Source organism: Limosilactobacillus mucosae DSM 13345 (assembly GCF_001436025.1).
In the GTDB taxonomy this organism is placed as follows: domain Bacteria; phylum Bacillota; class Bacilli; order Lactobacillales; family Lactobacillaceae; genus Limosilactobacillus; species Limosilactobacillus mucosae.
Window position 1 is genome coordinate 15,092 of the sequence record NZ_AZEQ01000002.1, and the last position, 18,773, is coordinate 33,864.

The following is an 18,773-nucleotide window of genomic DNA, read 5'->3' on the forward strand; positions in this document are numbered from 1 at the left end:
AGACGGCTCTATGACTTGAGCAACAGGCAACTAGAAAAAAGCAAAACAGCCCCATCACGGAAGATTTCCGCAATGAGGCCATAAATCATATAGGGGTACAGGACCTTGCAGTTATTTTGGGGATTGTCATTCATACTTATGGAAGCATAGAAGGGATGGTTTAAATCTCAATTCTTAGTATCTATCGTTATAATCATCATCATAATCGTCATGATGATGGTGGGATAGCTGATCTGCAGTATAGATGTCCCATAGCGTATCAGATACATCATCATGATCGTCCATCTCCTCATCTTGATAAGGGGCTGGCGGTAATCCTTCTTCTTTACGTTTCTCATTCATCTCGTCAACGTTATGTCTGTCAAGATCCGCGCCGGTGATCCATTCAAAGAACCAAAAAATAAGAACAATTACCAGAAACATAAAAAAGATGGCAAAGACAATCGACCATAACTCCATAGCAGTGATAAAGATGACAGCGATGAACGCCGTAATTGCCCAGCGCCGATGCAAAATTTTTTTCTTTTCATCATTGCTAATCACCAGCACTGCCTCCTTACTTATAAAATTTGAATTCAACCAAATTATATCTCATTTCATTAGGAGGAGTTGGTTGATTTATGTGCAAATATTCATTAATGATATCCGTGAACGTCCCATTTGTCATTTTGCAAGTTGAAAAATCAAGGAAATACACGGCATCTATAAAGGTTACTGCTTGTGATTTTGTATACAAATTAATCGATCAAGCGCTTTCTTTAGTGATAAGATAAAATTGTTACATATTTGGTTTGTAAAATTGGAGGTAATGATATGACTGAAGAAAAGCGCGTTGCTGTCGTTACTGGTGGGGACCGTGGGATTGGCCGCGGCATTACGAACCAGCTGCTTAAGGATGGCTACTATGTCGTAATCGCCAACCGTAATGAAGAAGCCGGTAAGAAAGCCGTTGAAGAACTGAACGCTCAAGGATATGAAGGCAAGGTCGTATCCGTATCCGGCGATGCATCCAAGAAAGAAAGTCACGAACGCTTCGTTAAGACTGCCGTTGACAACTTCGGCCGTCTGGACACGTACGTAAACAACGCTGGAATTGCTCAGATCAAGCTGCTCAAGGATGAAACTGAAGCTGACATGGATGAGATTTTCCATGTCAACGTCTACTCAGTACTGTTTGGGATGCAGGCCGCCGCTGCTCAATTCCGCAAGCAGGACGATGGCGACAAGATCCGCAAGATTATCAACGCCTCCAGTATCGCCGGTCACATTGCCTTTGACATGCTGGGTGCCTACTCTGCATCCAAGTTTGCCATTCGTGGTTTGACGCAGGCCGCCGCCAAGGAACTTGGCCGTGAGCACATTACGGTCAACGCCTACTGCCCAGGTATCGTTGGCACTGACATGTGGGACTACATCGATGAAAAGATGGTTGAAGCATGGGGTGGTAACAAGGGCGACTACCTTAAGAAGTACTCTGGCTCCATTACGCTGGGACGGGTTGAAACGCCTGCTGACGTGGCCAATTACGTATCCTGGCTGGCATCGACCAAGTCCGACTACATGACTGGTCAAGCCGTTCAAATCGATGGCGGGATTCAATTTATCTAATTCCAGCTGTTTCAAACTGAATATTCAAAACAAAAGCCGCGATCCTCACTGGGTTACGGCTTTTTGAATACTTAAAAAGCGCGTCATGTAAGCTAACGCGCTGATTGAAGACTATTGATTCTGATTCAGATAGTCGGCCTCGCTTCTTAACTGGCTGACATAGCCGTTAACCTCATCTTTTTGACTCTGAGTGACGTAGTAGTCTTTTTCTAGATTTGAGAGGGAAACGGTCCTGATTTCAAAATGACCATCCGCTACGCTTTCTGAATCACTGACTTCCCACATCTTGTAGGTAACGGTATCGCCATCAACCTTGTAGTAAAGAAAACTGGTTGGGTCACCGTTCGCGGTAAGATAACTGTAGTCAGCAACCGCGTCACTGATTGGATTCTCGCCGGCTGGACTGTAGCAGAAGAAATCATTGCCAATATATTCTTTGAACCAGTCAGGCTCAACCAAGAGTGCCAGCATGACACCGGTCGTTTTATCATCTACTTTGGCTGTTTTGGCAGTACTGGAAGCTGTGGTGGAACTGTCTGAGCTACTACTCGCTTTTTGAATCTGGCTGTCAGAATGACTAGACTTTTTGGATGATGACTTGGCAGTGCTGCTTTGGGCTGCCGTACTGCTTGATTCTTTACTGGATGACGATTGACTGCCGCACGCGGTCAGCAGGAAGCATGACACTAAGGCGGAGGTGATAACAATGGATTTTTTCAATTCTTTTCTCTCCCTAAAATAAAATTCTTACCGAAAAATTATTCATTTATAATCAGCTTTTATAGGATAACTCATCTTGAATGAAAAGCTATCAAAATAATAAAAACTTTTAAAAACATAAATCAACACTAAAATAATCAGTCAGCGGATGATTTGCCAAACCAGCATGTTCCACGTGAAACCTAATCTAATTAATTTGCTCTGAAAGGCGACAGATAAGTATCTTTCGGCGTATAATTGAGTTTGCTGTAATCGTGAAAAATTCGCGGAAATAAAAGATGAAAAGGAGAACATCGTGACCAATCAAGTAATTGAATTTCGGCATGTCAGTAAGCAGTATGATGATAACCTTGTGCTGCGCGACATCAACTTTACGATTGAGGCCGGTAAGTTCTACACGCTGCTAGGCCCTTCAGGATCAGGAAAGACTACGATCCTGCGAATTATTGCTGGTTTTGACGATGCTACCAGTGGCGACGTTATTTTTGACGGCCAGCGAATCAATGATATTCCTGCTAATCAACGACAAGTAAACACGGTCTTTCAAGACTATGCGCTTTTTCCACATATGAACGTTGCTGAAAACGTAGCGTTTGGCTTAAAAATCAAGCGAATCCCCAAAGAAGAGATTGCCAAGCGGGTACAGGATGCTTTGCATATGGTGCAGCTGGACGGCTATGGCGAGCGTGAAATCACAGAAATGTCTGGTGGTCAGCGGCAGCGGGTTGCAATTGCTCGCGCGATCGTCAATCGTCCTAAAGTGCTGCTGTTGGATGAGGCGCTCTCTGCCCTTGACCATAAGCTACGAGTGGAGATGCAGGCTGAACTGCGGGCTTTGCAGCGCCGCTTGGGAATCACCTTTGTCTTTGTCACGCATGACCAAGGTGAAGCACTGGCAATGAGCGACCAGATCTTTATTATCAATGATGGTATGATTCAGCAGAGCGGTACGCCGGTTGATATCTACGATGAGCCGTTGAATCATTTTGTGGCTGATTTTATTGGCGAGAGCAACATTGTCCCTGGGATTATGAAAAAAGACTTTTTGGTCAATATCAATGGTCATGATTTCGAATGCGTTGATGCCGGCATGAAGCCAAATGAAAAGGTCGAAGCCGTCTTGCGCCCCGAGGATCTGGATATTACGACCGTTGATCAGGGAAAGCTGGTTGCAACGGTCGATACGCAGCTGTTCCGGGGTGTTGACTATCAGATCATGGTTCATGACGAGGAAGGACACGAATGGAAGATCAATTCGATTCATAAAACGAAAGTGGGTGAAAAAGTCGGCATCACGTTTGATCCCGAAGACATCCACATCATGCGCTATCATGAAACCGAAGCGGCCTTTGATGCACGGTTGGACAGTTACGAAGGTGATGATGAGGAGGATGAACGTTGAAACAGCAAAAAATCTGGTTTGTCGTTCCCTATGCATTGTGGATTGTACTGTTTGTCGTGGCGCCGTTGGTCTTGATTCTTTATCAATCCTTTTTTAACATCAACGGCCAGTTCACGTTTGGCAACTATCAGAGCTACCTGACTTCCAATGTTTATTTAAGGATGACGTTCAATTCGGTCTGGTACGCGTTTTTGATCACGCTGATCACGCTTTTGATCAGCTATCCGGCAGCGTATGTGATCAACCGGCTGCCGAATCGTCAGTTTTGGCTGCTGCTGGTCATTTTGCCAACTTGGATCAACCTGCTTTTGAAGACCTATGCCTTTATCGGACTGTTTAGTCAAAACGGTTCGATCAATCAGTTTTTGCGGTTTGTCGGTCTGGGCAGCCACCAGATTCTGTTTACTGATGCCAGCTTTATTTTTGTCGCGGCCTACATTGAGATTCCGTTTATGATTCTGCCAATCTTTAACTCACTGGCCGAGATCGATTCTTCGTTGATCAATGCCAGTCGTGACCTGGGCGCCAACTCCTGGCAGACGTTTATGCACGTTGAGCTGCCATTGACGATGCCTGGGGTTAAGGCTGGGGTACAGGCAGTCTTTATTCCATCGCTTTCTTTGTTCATGATTACGCGTCTGATTGGTGGCAATCGTGTAATTACTCTCGGGACGGCAATTGAAGAGCATTTCTTGACAACGCAGAACTGGGGCATGGGTTCAACGATCGGTGTGGTATTGATCATTGCCATGTTCATCGTGATGTTTGCAACTGGTGATCGGCAAAAGAAAAAGGGGGGTCGTGCTAAATGAAGCATAAAATCAACTGGGGCGCGATCTATTTAGTAATCGTTTTTATTATTTTATATTTGCCGATTCTTTATCTGGTTGGCTTTTCATTCAGTTCTGGCAAAACGATGGAAAAGTATCAAGGCTTTTCATGGACGCACTATCAGACGCTGTTGCAAGATACGCGAATGATTACCATTGTGATCAACACACTGATCGTTGCCTTGCTGTCAGCGCTTTTGGCGACGATTATCGGAACGATGGGGGCGCTGGCGATTAAGCGAACCAAGAATGCCATGCGGAACACCTTGCTTTCGTTTAATAATGTTTTGATGGTTTCACCAGACGTTATTATTGGGGCCAGTTTCTTGATTCTGTTTACGGTGATTGGCATGAAGCTTGGTTTTTGGTCCGTTTTGCTCAGCCATATTGCTTTTTCGATTCCGATTGTGGTTTTGATGGTTCTGCCCAAAATCGATGAACTTTCGCCCACTCTGCTGGATGCAGCCGCGGATCTAGGGGCCAGTCCATGGCAGTCATTGACGCGAGTAATGCTGCCGGCGATTGCTCCAGGGATCATGTCGGGATACTTTATGGCCTTTACCTACTCACTGGACGACTTTGCAGTAACTTTTTTTGTAACTGGCAATGGTTTTTCGACGCTGTCAGTTGAAATCTATTCCAGGGCGCGACAAGGCATTGACTTGGAGATCAACGCGCTTTCGACTTTGATGTTCTTGGTATCATTGGCGCTGGTAATCGGCTACTACTTTATCAGCAAGCATGGCGGCAGCCGCAAAAACCAGATCGTAACGGTTAAAGAAGGTGATGTCCAATGAAAAAACTGCTGAGCTTTGCCATTGGCATCCTGCTGCTGTGCGGTGCGCTGTTTGGGTGCAATAAGCTGCTAAACCAAAAAGCAAACGATGGCGGCAATAAAACCTTGACGATCTATAACTGGGGCGACTACATTGATCCCCAGCTGATTACCAAGTTCGAGCATGAGACCGGCTATCATGTCGATTATGAGACTTTTGACAGCAATGAGGCGATGCTGACCAAGATTCGCCAGGGCGGTACGCATTATGATATTGCCGTTCCAAGTGAATACACCATTCAGCGAATGAAAAAAGAGCATCTGTTAGAGCCGATTGATCATCGCAAGCTGCCGAACCTCAAATATATCGATCCGCAGTTTTTAAATCTGTCGTTCGATCGGCATAATCGCTATTCAATTCCATATTTCTGGGGGACGTTGGGGATAGTCTATAATGATCAAAAGGTGAGTCGTAAAGATGTCTCGCATTGGCGCCAGCTTTGGTCACCTAAGCTCAAAAACAATATCATGATGATCGACAGTGCCCGTGATGCGATGGCAGTGGCACTGATCACTCAGCATCATTCCGTCAACACGACCAACGCCAAGGAATTACGTGAAGCCGCTGATAAGCTTGATCAGCTGACGCCCAACATCAAGGCCGTAATTGCCGATGAAATGAAGATGTACATGGAACAAAACGAAGCGGCAGTCGGCATTACCTATTCTGGGGAAGCCAGTGAAATGATCAGTGTCAATTCACATCTCCACTACCTCGTACCAAGCGAGGGCAGCAACATCTGGTTTGACAACATGGTGATTCCCAAAACGGCTAAAAACAAAAAAGCAGCCTATGCATTCTTGAATTTCATGCTGGATCCCAAGAATGCCGCGCAAAATGCTGAATATATCGGCTATGCAACGCCAAATAAGGCTGCCAAAAAGTATCTGCCAAAGAGCGTTACCAGCAACCAGGCTTTCTATCCGCCAAAACAAACAATGAAGCATCTGCAGGTTTATCATGACTTGCCATTAAAAGACATTGGCACCTATAATGACCTGTTCTTGGAATTTAAGATGTTTAAAAAGTAACTAAAAAGCTGACCGAAAAATTTCGATCAGCTTTTTTGATTGACGTTTATTATTCAGTGGCCAGCTTGCTATGACGATAGCCGTAGCCAAAGTAAAGTGCCAAACCAATTAAGAACCAGATGCCGGCCCCAATCCAAGTATCAAGGGAAAGGAACGACATCATGAACAGGCAGGCACAGCCAGAAATGATTGGCAAAACGGGGAACCAAGGAACGCGGAAGCCGCCTTGGTTGCCGATGTCCTTGCGCTTACGCAATGGAATGATCCCAAATGAAACCAGCGTAAATGCCAGCAATGTACCGATATTAACCAGATCAGTCAGCCGATCCAGGGAAACCAGCCCCCCCATGATGGCGATAATCGCTGCGACGATCCAAAGTGAGATCTTCGGCGTGCTGGTCTTAGCATCCAGCTTGTTCAAAAATGATGGCAAGAGACCGTCACGACTGATAGAGTAGATCAAACGGGATGAAGAGTAGATCATGGTAAACATCATGGTTGCCATCCCAATCAGTGCCCCAATTGAAAGCAGGGCAGCCAGCCAGTCTTGGTGAACGGCCTGCAGCGCAAAGGCAACCGGATTGGCAACGTCAAGCTTGGTATACTTAACCATCCCAGTCAAGACGATTGAAACGCCCATGTAAAGCACGGCAGCGACCAAAAGTGTCCCGATAATTCCGATTGGCATGTTCTTTTGCGGATTCTTGACTTCGGCAGCTGAGCTTGAGATACAGTCAAAGCCCAAAAAGGCAAAGAAGACTGTCGTTGCCCCCTTGAAGACCCCATGCATACCATATGGAAGGAATGGCTGGTAGTTGGCTTTCTTGATGAAGAAGGCCCCAACAACGATGAAGGCAACGATGATTGCAATCTTGATCGCGATGGCAATGTTGTTGACCCGAACCGATGAAGTCATTCCAAATGAAAGCATCCAGGTAATCAGTAAAACGATGATGATTGCTACAATGTTGACATAGGTGCCATGTGCAGGATCAAAAGGACCAGACAGTGCTTTGGGGATGTTGATTCCACAGCTGGCCAGCAGTGAATTGAAGTAGGCTGCCCAGCCAGTTGAAACTGAGGCGACTGCCAGCATGTATTCCAATACCAGCGCCCAGCCCATGATCCAACCGATAAATTCACCGTAGACCACGTTACCATAAGAATAGGCGCTACCGGCAACCGGCATGGCAGAAGAAAACTCAGCATAGCACATTCCCGCTAAAGCACAGACAACCGCTGCCGCCAGAAACGACAGTGAGACGCCAGGCCCTGCATCGTTGGCTGCCACGGTCCCAGGTAAAATAAAGATCCCCGTCCCAATGACCGCACCGATCCCCATGGCCATCAAATCGCCAGCCGACAGCGACTTGACGAATTTGTTATCGGCTTTGAGATAGCGTGAGAGGCTTTCTTTACGAAAAAGATTTAAACTCATCCGACCTTAACCACCTTTGTTATAATATCCAATAGCTTAATAAATTTAAGTGATAGCTTATCATAGGCAAAGATAATGAGCAATAATTGCGAAATAATCATTGGATTTACCGAACAAAATAAGCCATAATGACATTAATAATCATAATGTCATAATCATTAAAAGTCAATTAGAAAAGCATTAAGGAGGAGCTTGGAAATGGCGATTGAAAAGACTGCAGGTGCCGTAGTTTATCGAAATAACGATCAAGAAATTGAATACCTGCTGCTGCAAAGCACAAACGAAGGTAATTTTTGGGGCTTCCCCAAAGGTCACGTTGAGGGCGATGAAACGCTCCTAGAAACGGCGCAGCGTGAGATTAAAGAAGAAACCAGTCTGGTCCTGCCAATTGATACCAGCTTTTCTGTCTACACTGAATACGACCTGCCCAACGGCAACCGGAAGCAAATGACGCTTTACACGGCCGCACTGCCTAAGGATAAGGATCTGCATCTGCAGGCTGAAGAAATTAAGAATGCCGGTTGGTTCAACTATCAAGATGCTCGCCAACGCTTAACCTATGACAACTTAAAAGAATTGCTGGATCAGGTTAATGCTCATTTAACACAGGCATGATGGATCAGCAGCATAAGGTTTTTGTAATTACTGGCGCGGCGGGAACCGGTAAAACGACGGTGGCCAACTATCTAAGAAAAAAATACGATATGGCCAAGGTAATTACGCATACGACACGCTTGCCGCGAGCCAATGAAAAAGATGGCGTCGACTATTATTTTGAGACGCGTTCCTCAATGCAAAAGCGGCATTTATTAGAACAGGTTGAATATGATCATCATCTATATGGCTCTTCAATTGAGGGGCTGGAAAACGGCTGGCGGCATCATCAATTTGACGTGATCGTTTTGGATACCAAAGGAGCGTTGACGTACCGAGCCAAGTTAGGCGATCAGGCCGTCATAATCTTTTTGACGGTCAGCCATCCGCAACAGCTTTTTGAGCGTCTGCATATCAGAGGCGATCACCCAGATGCAATTGAGTCGCGGATCAACAGCTGCGAATATCAGCGTGATCTGTCGCTGCCGCAAGAATTGAAAGGTCAGGCAATTGAGCTTGTCAATGATGATTGGACAATGACGCAGCAAAAACTGGATCAATTGCTCAGCCGATACATTTGAAGATAAATGTGCTAAAATCATAATTTCAAAAAGGACGGATGAAAAAATGACGGATCCTAAAGCACAAGCCATGGCAGTCTTGCAGAAAAATCATCTGCGCGTCACCAAGCAGCGAAAAACGCTGATTGATTTGTTGGTTGCCAATCCGGATCGCTATGTCAGTGTTACTGAGGTTGACAAGCATATGCGCCAGGCATTTCCTGGTGCCAGCCATAACACGGTCTATCGCAATCTGGAAGAGTTTCAAGAGATCGGCCTGGTTGAATTGAGTTCGCAGTCTGGCGGCATGGTGGTTAAGTATCGCTGTGACGAATCGCATCACCATCACTTTATCTGTCAACGCTGCGGTCGGGTGCAGGAGATTCAGCTGCCAACGATTGATTGGGACTTTTTGACTCAGCAGCTGCCTGGCGCCGAGATTACGGGACATAGCTTTGAGCTGTATGGATTATGTGCTCAGTGTCGTCAGCTGGCTTCGCATTAAATTCATCAATTCTTATTTTTTTCGCAAACTCTCACTGGCAATTTTTGCGCTAAGATAGAGAGCAGACGACAAAAGGAGAGAAAAAAGCAATGAAAACACCACCGTTTGTGACGCCATTTGCGCTGGTTTCATTGGTTTTGGCGTTAGGTGCTACCAACGTGGTGGTCAACAAAACCACCAATACCAGTGAAGGGGCTAAAATCGTCAGCACTTCATCGACTAGTCAGAGCACCAGTCAAAAAGATGACCAAGACAGCAGTCATAGCAGTGACCGCAAAAAGCCAAGCAGTGAAAGCGATCCGGATGTGCAAAGCAGTCATCAGACCAACAGTGTTGATGAGGAGTCAACGACTAAGACCTCATCAGCTAAAACGACCGACAATACTACGGATAATGGTACGACTGCTGGTACCGGCACTACCAGCTCATCGGCCAAGACCACCAGTCAGACTACTGGCACGACGACTGATAACTCGACTGGTACCAACTCGACGACTGGCACGACGACAACCACGACTGACACCAATCAATAAGGGGGATCGCGACAGTGCTTAGTTTTCTAGACATGATCAATCATTGGCTGGGATATTTTAATATCAATGCCAAGCTGAAAAATCGAATCTACATTATCATTGCCTTTTTGGGTGATCTGTACCTGATCTACGTTACCACGCGCCTTTTGATCAACCATGCATGGGTGCGGGGGCTGCTATACTGCCTCGCCGTGATTCTGATCACCTATTGTCTGTACATCAACGCGGTCTACTACTATCTAGACCGCAACTCACGGTTTGACTTTTTGTCGCCTTGGCTTTCAAAGATTACTGGGGTCGTTCCCACTGCTGAGGATGCCAAGCCAAAACGCAATGCTCGTGTCATCAACAATGCGCCAAATGGCTACTTTACTCATCAGGATATCATTCCAGCTCAAGTGGAGGTTGATGAGCACGAGCAGCATAATCTGCAGCGCGTCGTTCAAGAACTGTTGGATGACGGGATCTTTACTGCGGATTATGATGGCTTAAGCGACAGTCAGATCGTAGCAGAAACTGCAACGGGTGAGTCGGTCTATGCGCTTGACTCGCAACAGACGCCGCCTTATTTTGAGCTCTACCATGACAAGCATCTGCGGCGAATTGAGATATACATGGGCTTGAATCAAATGGAAAAACTGGCAGTCGGTCATATTGCCAAGGTCGGTTTGACGGACATTCATACTGCCCACGAGCAATATGAGCTCTATTTAGCCAATCTGTTCGTGACGGGTGGACCGCATAAGATTGCCGGTCGCAATGGCTCAACGATCTTAATGGATGGTCAGTATGGCCTGGTTGCCAACGTTGCCTATCGCGATCGAGAAAAACGCTAAAAGCAAAAGCTGTTGATTAGTTTATGCTAACCAACAGCTTTTTTGATGCATTGATGATTTTGATAAGACAGACAGTGAGCTATTCGTTGATCCAGTCCAAAATCTTAAACATGGTCGCGGTATTTTCTTTAGGCACGGGATGAGTAATGATTTCAGCCGGGGTCTGATTAAGAATTGATCCTGCTGCATAGTCGCCATCATTGACTACGATCTCGCGGACGTTATCGGCCAGCGGCTCAAAGTGAAACTGCAGCCCAACAACGCGATGGCCATAAACAAAGCCCTGTTCTTTTAAGCCGGCTGATGAGTAGAGTAGCTGAGCGCCATTGGGAATGGTAAACATCTGCTGATGCCAGTGCAGAACGGTAGATGCCTCAGGCAGGTCAGGAATTACATCGCTCTTTAAGAAGACGGGAGCCCAGCCAACTTCTTTAACGGGCGCGTCTTTAACCGTGGCGCCCAAAGTCATTGCCAGCTGCTGTCCGCCAAAGCAGGCACCAAACATTGGCTTGTCCTGGGCCAGCAGTTCTTTGATCAATTGCCGCTCTTTTGCAATCCAGGGCAGATCATCATTAGGACTCATCGGACCGCCTAAGATGACCAGCATATCGGTTTCATCAGCCGTGGGCAGCTTGTTGAACTGGGCCGGATGATAGACGTAGATCTCGTGGCCGCGCTGGTGGGCCCATTCACTGATTACGCCAGGGCCTTCGTTGGGGGTGTGCTGCAAAACGTTGATTCTCATTAATCGATCACTCCTTGTTTTAGACCCTATTCTATAGCAAAACCGACAGCCTGTCTTGCTGGCTGCCGGTTTTTGATATCAGATTTGATTAAAATTCAATTGCGTAAACGATGCGGTGGTGAGCTGGCTTGCCAGGACGCAGGGTGATATCGCCGAATTCTGGATGGTGAGGCGTGTCAGAAAGCGTTTGGGCTTCCATTGCCAGCGCACACCATGAGGCACTTGGCCGGTTGAATTGGAGCGACTTGTCCATTCCATTGGCAGTGTACATTACCAAACCATTGCGATCTGAGTACAGCTTCATCTTGCGGCCGCTGGCAGGGTCAGACAGCGTGGCAACTGGTTCGTGGTTGACGTTCGTGCTTGGTTCAACCTGCCAGATGTCATCAAAGCCGCCTTCTTTAGTACTCTTCATTTCATTAAGCGCATCGCCCAAACGACGAGGAGTTTGGAAATCAAATGGCGTGCCGGCATTTACGAGCTTTTTGCCAGTTGGAATCTTTTCATCGTCAACGTCTAAGTGGAACTTGGAGTTAACCTGTAATACTTGATCTTCAACGGTTGCCACGTCAGAATCGCCAAGGTTGAAGTAGGTGTGAACGGTTGGGTTGAACAGCGTGTTGGCATCCGTTTCGCCATCCAGATCGATTACGACACGGTTGTCATTGCTCAGTGAGTAGGTAACCGTAACTTTCTCATTGCCTGGGAAAGAGTCGATTTCAGGCGTCATGGTCTTGGTTAAGACAACTTTAACGGTATTTGGCGTCGTAACGGTTTCGGCTTCAAAGAACTGGTTGCCTAAACCATTCGGGCCGCCATGAAGCGTATTGCCGTTTTCATTAGTGTCGACGTGATATTCCTGACCGTCAATCGTGAACTCGCCCTTGGCCAGCCGTCCGGCAACACGGCCAATCACTCGGTTGTTGCACATGCCGTTGTCAGTAAAGTGCTCAATGTCGGCTGCGCTCAAAACCAGGTTGACGCGCTTGCCGTCTTTGCCTGGAACCGAGATTTCCTGTAACAGACCGGCATAGTTTAAAACGCTGACCTGCACGTCCTGATCGTTGATAAGCGTGTATTTTTTGACTTCTTGTCCTTCAAAAGTACCGAAACTGCTTTCTTTAATTTCCATAATTAAATCCACCTCTTAAAAAGCAAACGTTTTCATAAAAAGATTGTACCATATTACGCTAGTTTGTGATTAAAAATACCAAAAATAAGACAAATCAAGAAAACATATTAATTGAACTGTCTTTTAAAAGAACTATAATACTAAGAAAGATGTTTTGTATCATAAAGCAACGTTTTATAATCTAAGTATAATCTCAAAATAGAAAGGCCGATTTTAATGAAAATGAATCGAACAGTTCGAGATTTCCAAAATGCTCTGGAAAGCTTATTAAAGACTCACCAGTTTGGACATTTGACAATCGATCAAATTTGTAATGAGGCACTGTTGCATCGAAGCAGCTTTTATCGTTACTTTCATGATAAGTATGATCTGCTGGAACAGACGATCAGTACGCGCTTGAACATCTTGATTGATCAGTCAGACCGCAATGAGGATGAATTTGTTGAAATCTTGATCAAGTATGTCAGCGATAATCGTGATATCTTCCGCAATCTAGCCGACAGCAGCTCGCAAAGCTCTTTGTACGGCGAGATTATGAAGATCGTCAGTGAGATTCTGCTGCGGCAGCGTCACGTTACTGAAAATCAAGACACGATCGTTACGGCTTTGCGAAACTCCAAGAATCCAGAAATGCTGGCCTACATTTTGAGCGGTTCGATTCTAGGGGCCTTTTACTGGTGGCGGCAAAACAACTATGAGGTTCCGCAGCAAGACGTCATTGATTTTGTTAAGCAGTCAATGCACAATCTTTCGGATCAAATGGAACGCGATGGTTTAAACTAGATACCTCAATTAAAAAATCTGACATCGATGCAGTCGATGCCAGATTTTTTTAATTTTTAATGACGTAGCGTTCAAAGCGGGCAAAATCTTGCGGTGACATCTCGACTTTGAGCCGCGTACCGTTATTGAGATATTCAGTCTCTAAGATATTGCAGTTTTCATTGATGTAGGAAACCGTTCGTCCATCGGCAAATGGAATCAGCAGCTCAGTCTGTACGTAGTCTTTGAAAAGATGACGACGCAAGGCCTGGACCAAGAGCTGAATGGATTCATCATCCTTGGCTGAGATAATAATCCGGTTATCGCCTTCCATGACTGGATATTCAAACTCGGTCTGGTCAGCTTTATTAAAGACGTACAGCATTGGGATGTTTTCAATGCCAATCTGTTTGAGCGTCTTTTCGGTCGTGCGCATCATGGCTTCATAATTAGGGTCGGAATAGTCGATTACCTGGATGAGCAGATCAGCACTGGCAGCTTCCGCCAAGGTTGATTTAAAGGCTTCGATCAGATGAGTAGGCAGTTTGCTGACAAAACCAACCGTATCACTGAGCAAAAAGCGTTTTTGATCAGGCAGCGTTAATTGACGTACGCTGGTATCCAGAGTGGCGAAAAGCATGTTCTTTTCAAAAACCTGCTTTTCTTCCGAAACTCCGAAACGACTGACCAGCTGATTCATAATGGTCGATTTGCCGGCATTGGTATAGCCAACCAAGGCAGCTGTTGGCGTGTCGCTTTTTTCTCGCTTAGCCCGTTTAACGTCCTCAGATTTGGCGATTTCTTTGAGCTCAGCCCGCAAATGACTGATTTTATGGTTGATGGTCCGTCGATTCATTTCCAGCTTGGTTTCACCGGCACCACGGTTGGTAAAGCCAGATCCGCCACCAGTCTGCTGGTCAAGCCGCTGATTGGCAGCCGTCTGCAGACGCGGCAATTGATATTGAAGCTGGGCAATCTCGACTTGAATCTTGGCTTCACGGCTTTGCGCGCGCTTGGCAAAGATTTCCAAGATCAAGGCAGTTCGGTCCAAAATCCGGACACCGGTTTGATCAGCCAGGTTCTGCAGTTGACTTGGCGTCAGCTCGTCATTGGCGATTACCGTGGCGACTTCTTCTGCCTCGGCCAGGTGACGCAGCTCTTCCACCTTACCGGAGCCAAAGTAGGTCGCTGGGTTAGGCCGATCCAAGGCTTGGTCCAAACGATCAATGACTTCCATTTGATTGGCTTCGGCCAGGGCTGCCAATTCTTCCATGGAATACTCATAATCTTCCTGGTCCATGTTAAGGCCAATGATAATTACTGGTTCAGCACTTTGTATATTAGTGTCCATTAACAGAAAGTTCCCCCTTTTAGCAAGGTTTTATTCAGGCAAGCTCAGTTGGTTGTAAAAGACGATCTCGGTTTGATCTGGGGTCAAGGAAAGTTTTGTGATACTGCCATTGACGGGTGCATCGTTGGCCAGGGCCTTGTCTTTGGCATAGCGGCTGACGATTGAGCGAATGGCTGCACCATGAGAAACAACGACGGCAGTACTGCCATCAGGAAGATTGCGCAGCCGGTCCAAACCTTTGTCCATGCGCTGCCAGAATTCGGCATCATTTTCAGCCAAATGGAATGGGTCAGCAGCTTTGGTGATATCGCGCGCCTTTTCAACAGAATACTTGCTGACCAGCTCGTCATAGGAACGGCAAAGACCAATGTTCATGGAAGCCGTAGCCGTGTCCTCGCCTTCAAAAAAGCCGAAAAAGACTTCCCGAAAGGCTGGATCTGGCTCTGGATGAACGATCTTGGTAGGATGGCTGGCCGCTAGCAGTTCTGCGGTTTTAACCGTCCGTCGCATATCGCTGCAGAAAAGATAGTCAAAGTCGATCTTGGCCAAAGCCTTGCCCACGCGCTTGCCGTCTTCAATACCTTTTTCGGTCAGCGGTGCATCTGACCAGCCTTGATATTTATGGAACAGGTTCAAGTAGGTCTGACCGTGTCGAACGAAATAAACATTTACTGCCAAGGGAAAAAACCTCCATTATTCTGTACGTTGTTTAGTATTCAGTTTACCATTATTCCGCGGTAAATTGTACGAAATTGCGTTAGAGGTTGCGTTCAATAATATGCCGGCGGATCCGTTTGATGAGATTGAAAAAGACGGCTGGCAAAGATCCGCAGATGACCAAACCCAGCAGCAGCGTTGAAAAATGGGCCTGTACAAATGGAATGCTGCCAAGATAGTATCCCGCCAGCGCGCCGGAGACTACCCAGATGGCCACGCCTAAGACATTGCCAAGCATAAAACGGCCAAAGCGGTATTTGGCGATGCCGGAAATCAGCGGGACAAAGGTGCGGATCAGCGGGACGAAACGCCCAAAGATGATCGCACGCAAACCATATCTGCTGAAAAACAGCTGGGCTTTCGCCATAGTCGGACCAGCCAGCCGCCGCTTGAGCCAGGGCCATTTGATCAAGCGGGTACCGATCAGATAGTTAAGCGTGTCGCCCAGCACGGCCGCGATAAAAAAGCCGGGTACTAAAATGCTCATCTTGACCTCGGCACCGTGCAAAGCAGCAAACGAAGACGTGACAAAAATCAGCGACTGTCCTGGCAGCCAAGGAAAAACAACCAGACCAGTTTCCATAAAGATCAGGCTAAATAATATGACGTAGGTCCAGCTGCCCAGTGAATTGAACAAAGGGAGGACCACTTGAGGAATATGCGTCAAAGCATACAAGAGCTTAGCCATTGCTTCCACCTTCAAATCAGCTTTTGAGATCATTCTAGTATTTTGTGACCATCTAAACCAGACTGCTGGCGATAAGTTAAGCAAACCTTATGCGGACAAGTCTTAATAACGGAATCGCGGCGCAAAAAATGTTATAATTCTAAGATTAGATTTTCAAGACAGGAAGGATGTTCGAGTTTGACAGAATCAATCCAACAATACGAACAGCATCATTTGGAGCAGGTCGTTAAAGAAGTTCGCAAGGCTGAGGAAAAAGCCAGCGGCACGATTGAAAACGCCAAACGGGATGTGAAGGGCCTGAGCAAGCAGTTCAATGATATCCACATGAATACCACGACTTATTCGGGGATGATGGATACGGCCATGTCGGTTCGCGCCCAGCAGCAGATGCTTGATGAGCGGGAAAACAGCTGGCAGCATGCCGCCGATCGTTTGAGCACACTGAAGCGCTTGGAAGCCAAACCATATTTTGCCCGCATCGATTTTTTGGAAAAAGGTGCGCAAAAACCTGAAACCATTTATATTGGCCTGGCCTCGTTCTCTGATCGTCCGGACCATTTTCTGGTATATGACTGGCGGGCACCGATCTCTTCAATCTATTATGATGGCAAGCTGGGACCGGTCACTTATGAAACCCCCGTTGGCAAGCAGGAGGTCGATGTCAGACTCAAGCGCCAGTTCCAGATCGAGGATGGCACGATCGTCACGCTTTATGATACCGATGAGGCCGTAACCGATCAGATGCTGCTGAGTGCCTTGGGAACCCATTCCAGCACCAAGATGAAGAGTATCGTAACGACGATTCAAAAAACGCAAAACGAAATCATTCGGGATGCCAAAGATGAATTGCTGTTTGTTCAAGGAGCGGCTGGTTCTGGTAAGACGGCTGCTGTTTTACAGCGCGTGGCTTGGCTGCTGTATCGTTATCGTGGCAATCTGACGGCCAGCCAGGTGGTTTTGTTCAGCCCCAACCAACTGTTCAACGACTATATTGATCAGGTGCTGCCAGAACTGGGCGAGCACAATATGGTTCAAATGACCTACTTCCAATACGTTAATCGGCGGGTGCCAAGACTGCACGTTCAGACGCTCCAGCAGCGCTTTGAAAGCAGTCAGGCAGCAGTCGATCAAAACATCAATCGCCTATTGACGAGCTTAAGCAGCTTTAAAGCAGTTGGTGCCTATGCCAGGGCGCTTGGTCAGCGGGGCCTGCGCTTTCGGAATCTGATGTTTCATGGCAAGCCGTTTTTTACCAAGGAACAAATCAAGACGATCTATTACTCATTCAATCGCAACTATAACCTGGGCAATCGTCTGGATGCGACCAAAGATGCGCTGGATCATCAGCTGAGAAGCCGAGTTGGCGGGGCCATGCGCTCAAAATGGGCAGAAGCAGCCGTCCAAAGTCTCAGCAAAGAGCAGATGGACGCGATGATGAACAATCGGCCGCGCGAGTTTGAATCAGACAAGCAGGAATACAACTTCTATGCCAAGCAGATCGTTTTAAAGGAGTTCGCGCCGATTCATCGAGCAATTCGTCATAACATGTGGATCAACATCAATGCACAGTATCTGCTGTTTTTAAAGGCCTTGCCAAAGATGGTTGATCTGCAGAAGTTTGATTTGACCGAGCAGCAGTGGTTGGCATTTATCGAAAAAACCACGCAGGATCTGAAAGAACGGCAGATCAGTGCTGCCGGCATCTCAATCTATCTCTATTTGTATGATCTGCTGACGGGTAAGCGCGGCGAACGTGATATTCGCTATGTCTTTGTCGATGAGGTTCAAGACTATGACGCCTTCCAGCTGGCCTATCTTAAGTTCAGTTTCCCCAATGCCCGCTTTACGCTGCTGGGAGACCTTAACCAGGCAATCTTTACGGGCGCCAACAGTCGGCAATTGCTGCGGCAGCTGGGTACGATGTTTGATCCCGAAAAGACGAAAGTAGTACAGCTGACCAAGTCATATCGCTCAACTAAACAGATTACAGATTTTACCAAGCATATTCTCAAAGATGGCGAAAAAATCGAGGCCTTTGAGCGTCAAGGCAAGCGGCCAAGCATCTACCAGCTGACAAATCTAAACGATGCCGTCGCACAGGTCGTCGCGGTTCTAAAGGACTATCAAGAACAGCATGATGCAGTTGCCATTATCGGCAAGACCCTGGCTGACAGCGAACAGATCTATCAGCTGCTGGCTGAGCAGGGCGTTAAGGCAAACTTGATCCGCACTGAAAATCAGCGGCTGGTTGATGGTGTGCTGGTCGTACCTTCATACCTGGCCAAAGGGCTTGAGTTTGACGCGGTAATCGTCTGGGATGCCAACGACCAAAAGTATCATGGCGACAGTGAGCGGCAGCTGCTTTACACGATCTGTTCACGGGCGATGCATGATTTGACGATCGTCAGCGTGGGGCAGGCCAGTCAGCTGTTTGCCGATGTGCCGAGTCAAGAGTATGAGCTGACGGATCGTTTATCATAGAATC

General features: G+C 46.8%; 20 protein-coding genes. 12 read left to right on the forward strand and 8 right to left on the reverse strand.

Annotated features, from left to right (window positions below; translation table 11 throughout):
* Positions 1-174: 174 nt before the first annotated feature.
* The gene (locus FC47_RS00970) at positions 175-543 is read right to left on the reverse strand and encodes an RDD family protein (protein WP_155519124.1); all 369 of its coding nucleotides are present in this window, start codon (positions 541-543) and stop codon (positions 175-177) included.
* 270 nt (positions 544-813) lie between these two features.
* On the opposite strand from FC47_RS00970, the gene FC47_RS00975 reads away from it, so the two are divergent.
* Positions 814-1,608, forward strand: a complete 795-nt coding sequence (locus tag FC47_RS00975; protein WP_006500560.1) for an acetoin reductase — start codon at positions 814-816, stop codon at positions 1,606-1,608.
* Between the two features lie 111 nt (positions 1,609-1,719).
* Here FC47_RS00975 and FC47_RS00980 read toward each other — a convergent pair whose 3' ends face one another.
* On the reverse strand, positions 1,720-2,328 hold the full coding sequence (locus FC47_RS00980; protein ID WP_056967568.1) for an Lreu_0056 family protein: 609 nt from the start codon (positions 2,326-2,328) through the stop codon (positions 1,720-1,722).
* A gap of 295 nt (positions 2,329-2,623) precedes the next feature.
* On the opposite strand from FC47_RS00980, the gene FC47_RS00985 reads away from it, so the two are divergent.
* From FC47_RS00985 to FC47_RS01000, 4 genes are read left to right on the forward strand one after another with little or no spacing between them, the layout of a single operon-like run.
* Positions 2,624-3,730, forward strand: a complete 1,107-nt coding sequence (locus tag FC47_RS00985) for an ABC transporter ATP-binding protein (protein ID WP_056967569.1) — start codon at positions 2,624-2,626, stop codon at positions 3,728-3,730.
* Entirely contained in the window at positions 3,727-4,542 is an 816-nt protein-coding gene (locus FC47_RS00990; RefSeq protein ID WP_056967570.1) for an ABC transporter permease, read from the forward strand. Before FC47_RS00985 ends, FC47_RS00990 begins: the two co-directional genes overlap by 4 nt.
* On the forward strand, positions 4,539-5,357 hold the full coding sequence (locus tag FC47_RS00995; RefSeq protein ID WP_006500556.1) for an ABC transporter permease: 819 nt from the start codon (positions 4,539-4,541) through the stop codon (positions 5,355-5,357). Before FC47_RS00990 ends, FC47_RS00995 begins: the two co-directional genes overlap by 4 nt.
* Positions 5,354-6,427, forward strand: a complete 1,074-nt coding sequence (locus FC47_RS01000) for an ABC transporter substrate-binding protein (RefSeq protein ID WP_056967571.1) — start codon at positions 5,354-5,356, stop codon at positions 6,425-6,427. Before FC47_RS00995 ends, FC47_RS01000 begins: the two co-directional genes overlap by 4 nt.
* Positions 6,428-6,476: 49 nt before the next feature.
* Here the strand turns inward: FC47_RS01000 and FC47_RS01005 are convergent, their stop codons facing one another.
* Positions 6,477-7,865 carry an amino acid permease gene (locus FC47_RS01005; protein WP_048345754.1) on the reverse strand — a complete coding sequence of 463 codons (1,389 nt, stop codon included), beginning with the start codon at positions 7,863-7,865 and terminating at the stop codon, positions 6,477-6,479.
* Positions 7,866-8,063: 198 nt separating this feature from the next.
* On the opposite strand from FC47_RS01005, the gene FC47_RS01010 reads away from it, so the two are divergent.
* The 5 genes from FC47_RS01010 to FC47_RS01030 all read left to right on the forward strand — a co-directional run bounded on the left by FC47_RS01010 (position 8,064) and on the right by FC47_RS01030 (position 10,893).
* Positions 8,064-8,480 (forward strand): bis(5'-nucleosyl)-tetraphosphatase, encoded by a 417-nt coding sequence (locus tag FC47_RS01010; protein WP_006500553.1) that lies wholly within the window; start codon positions 8,064-8,066, stop codon positions 8,478-8,480.
* The gene (locus tag FC47_RS01015; protein ID WP_033934782.1) at positions 8,480-9,040 is read left to right on the forward strand and encodes a guanylate kinase; all 561 of its coding nucleotides are present in this window, start codon (positions 8,480-8,482) and stop codon (positions 9,038-9,040) included. Before FC47_RS01010 ends, FC47_RS01015 begins: the two co-directional genes overlap by 1 nt.
* Positions 9,041-9,086: 46 nt before the next feature.
* Positions 9,087-9,524, forward strand: coding sequence for a Fur family transcriptional regulator (locus tag FC47_RS01020; RefSeq protein ID WP_006500551.1), 438 nt, complete (start codon positions 9,087-9,089; stop codon positions 9,522-9,524).
* A gap of 89 nt (positions 9,525-9,613) precedes the next feature.
* On the forward strand, positions 9,614-10,057 hold the full coding sequence (locus tag FC47_RS01025) for a hypothetical protein (protein ID WP_033934728.1): 444 nt from the start codon (positions 9,614-9,616) through the stop codon (positions 10,055-10,057).
* Between the two features lie 14 nt (positions 10,058-10,071).
* Positions 10,072-10,893, forward strand: coding sequence for a DUF6681 family protein (locus tag FC47_RS01030; protein ID WP_033934727.1), 822 nt, complete (start codon positions 10,072-10,074; stop codon positions 10,891-10,893).
* A 79-nt stretch (positions 10,894-10,972) separates the two neighbouring features.
* Here FC47_RS01030 and FC47_RS01035 read toward each other — a convergent pair whose 3' ends face one another.
* Both FC47_RS01035 and FC47_RS01040 read right to left on the reverse strand, forming a co-directional pair.
* On the reverse strand, positions 10,973-11,638 hold the full coding sequence (locus FC47_RS01035; protein WP_006500548.1) for a type 1 glutamine amidotransferase: 666 nt from the start codon (positions 11,636-11,638) through the stop codon (positions 10,973-10,975).
* An 88-nt stretch (positions 11,639-11,726) separates the two neighbouring features.
* Entirely contained in the window at positions 11,727-12,770 is a 1,044-nt protein-coding gene (locus FC47_RS01040) for an aldose epimerase family protein (protein ID WP_056967572.1), read from the reverse strand.
* A gap of 324 nt (positions 12,771-13,094) precedes the next feature.
* On the opposite strand from FC47_RS01040, the gene FC47_RS01045 reads away from it, so the two are divergent.
* Positions 13,095-13,553, forward strand: a complete 459-nt coding sequence (locus FC47_RS01045) for a TetR-like C-terminal domain-containing protein (protein WP_338141051.1) — start codon at positions 13,095-13,097, stop codon at positions 13,551-13,553.
* 49 nt (positions 13,554-13,602) lie between these two features.
* On the opposite strand, the gene hflX is transcribed toward FC47_RS01045, so the two are convergent.
* From hflX to FC47_RS01060, 3 genes are all read right to left on the reverse strand, one after another.
* The gene (gene hflX / locus FC47_RS01050) at positions 13,603-14,883 is read right to left on the reverse strand and encodes a GTPase HflX (RefSeq protein WP_033934724.1); all 1,281 of its coding nucleotides are present in this window, start codon (positions 14,881-14,883) and stop codon (positions 13,603-13,605) included.
* Between the two features lie 30 nt (positions 14,884-14,913).
* The gene (locus FC47_RS01055) at positions 14,914-15,561 is read right to left on the reverse strand and encodes a histidine phosphatase family protein (protein WP_056967573.1); all 648 of its coding nucleotides are present in this window, start codon (positions 15,559-15,561) and stop codon (positions 14,914-14,916) included.
* Positions 15,562-15,640: 79 nt separating this feature from the next.
* Entirely contained in the window at positions 15,641-16,288 is a 648-nt protein-coding gene (locus FC47_RS01060) for a VTT domain-containing protein (protein WP_056967574.1), read from the reverse strand.
* 177 nt (positions 16,289-16,465) lie between these two features.
* Between FC47_RS01060 and helD the strand changes: the two genes are divergently transcribed.
* Positions 16,466-18,769, forward strand: coding sequence for an RNA polymerase recycling motor HelD (gene helD, locus FC47_RS01065; protein ID WP_056967575.1), 2,304 nt, complete (start codon positions 16,466-16,468; stop codon positions 18,767-18,769).
* The last annotated feature ends 4 nt before the right edge of the window (positions 18,770-18,773 follow it).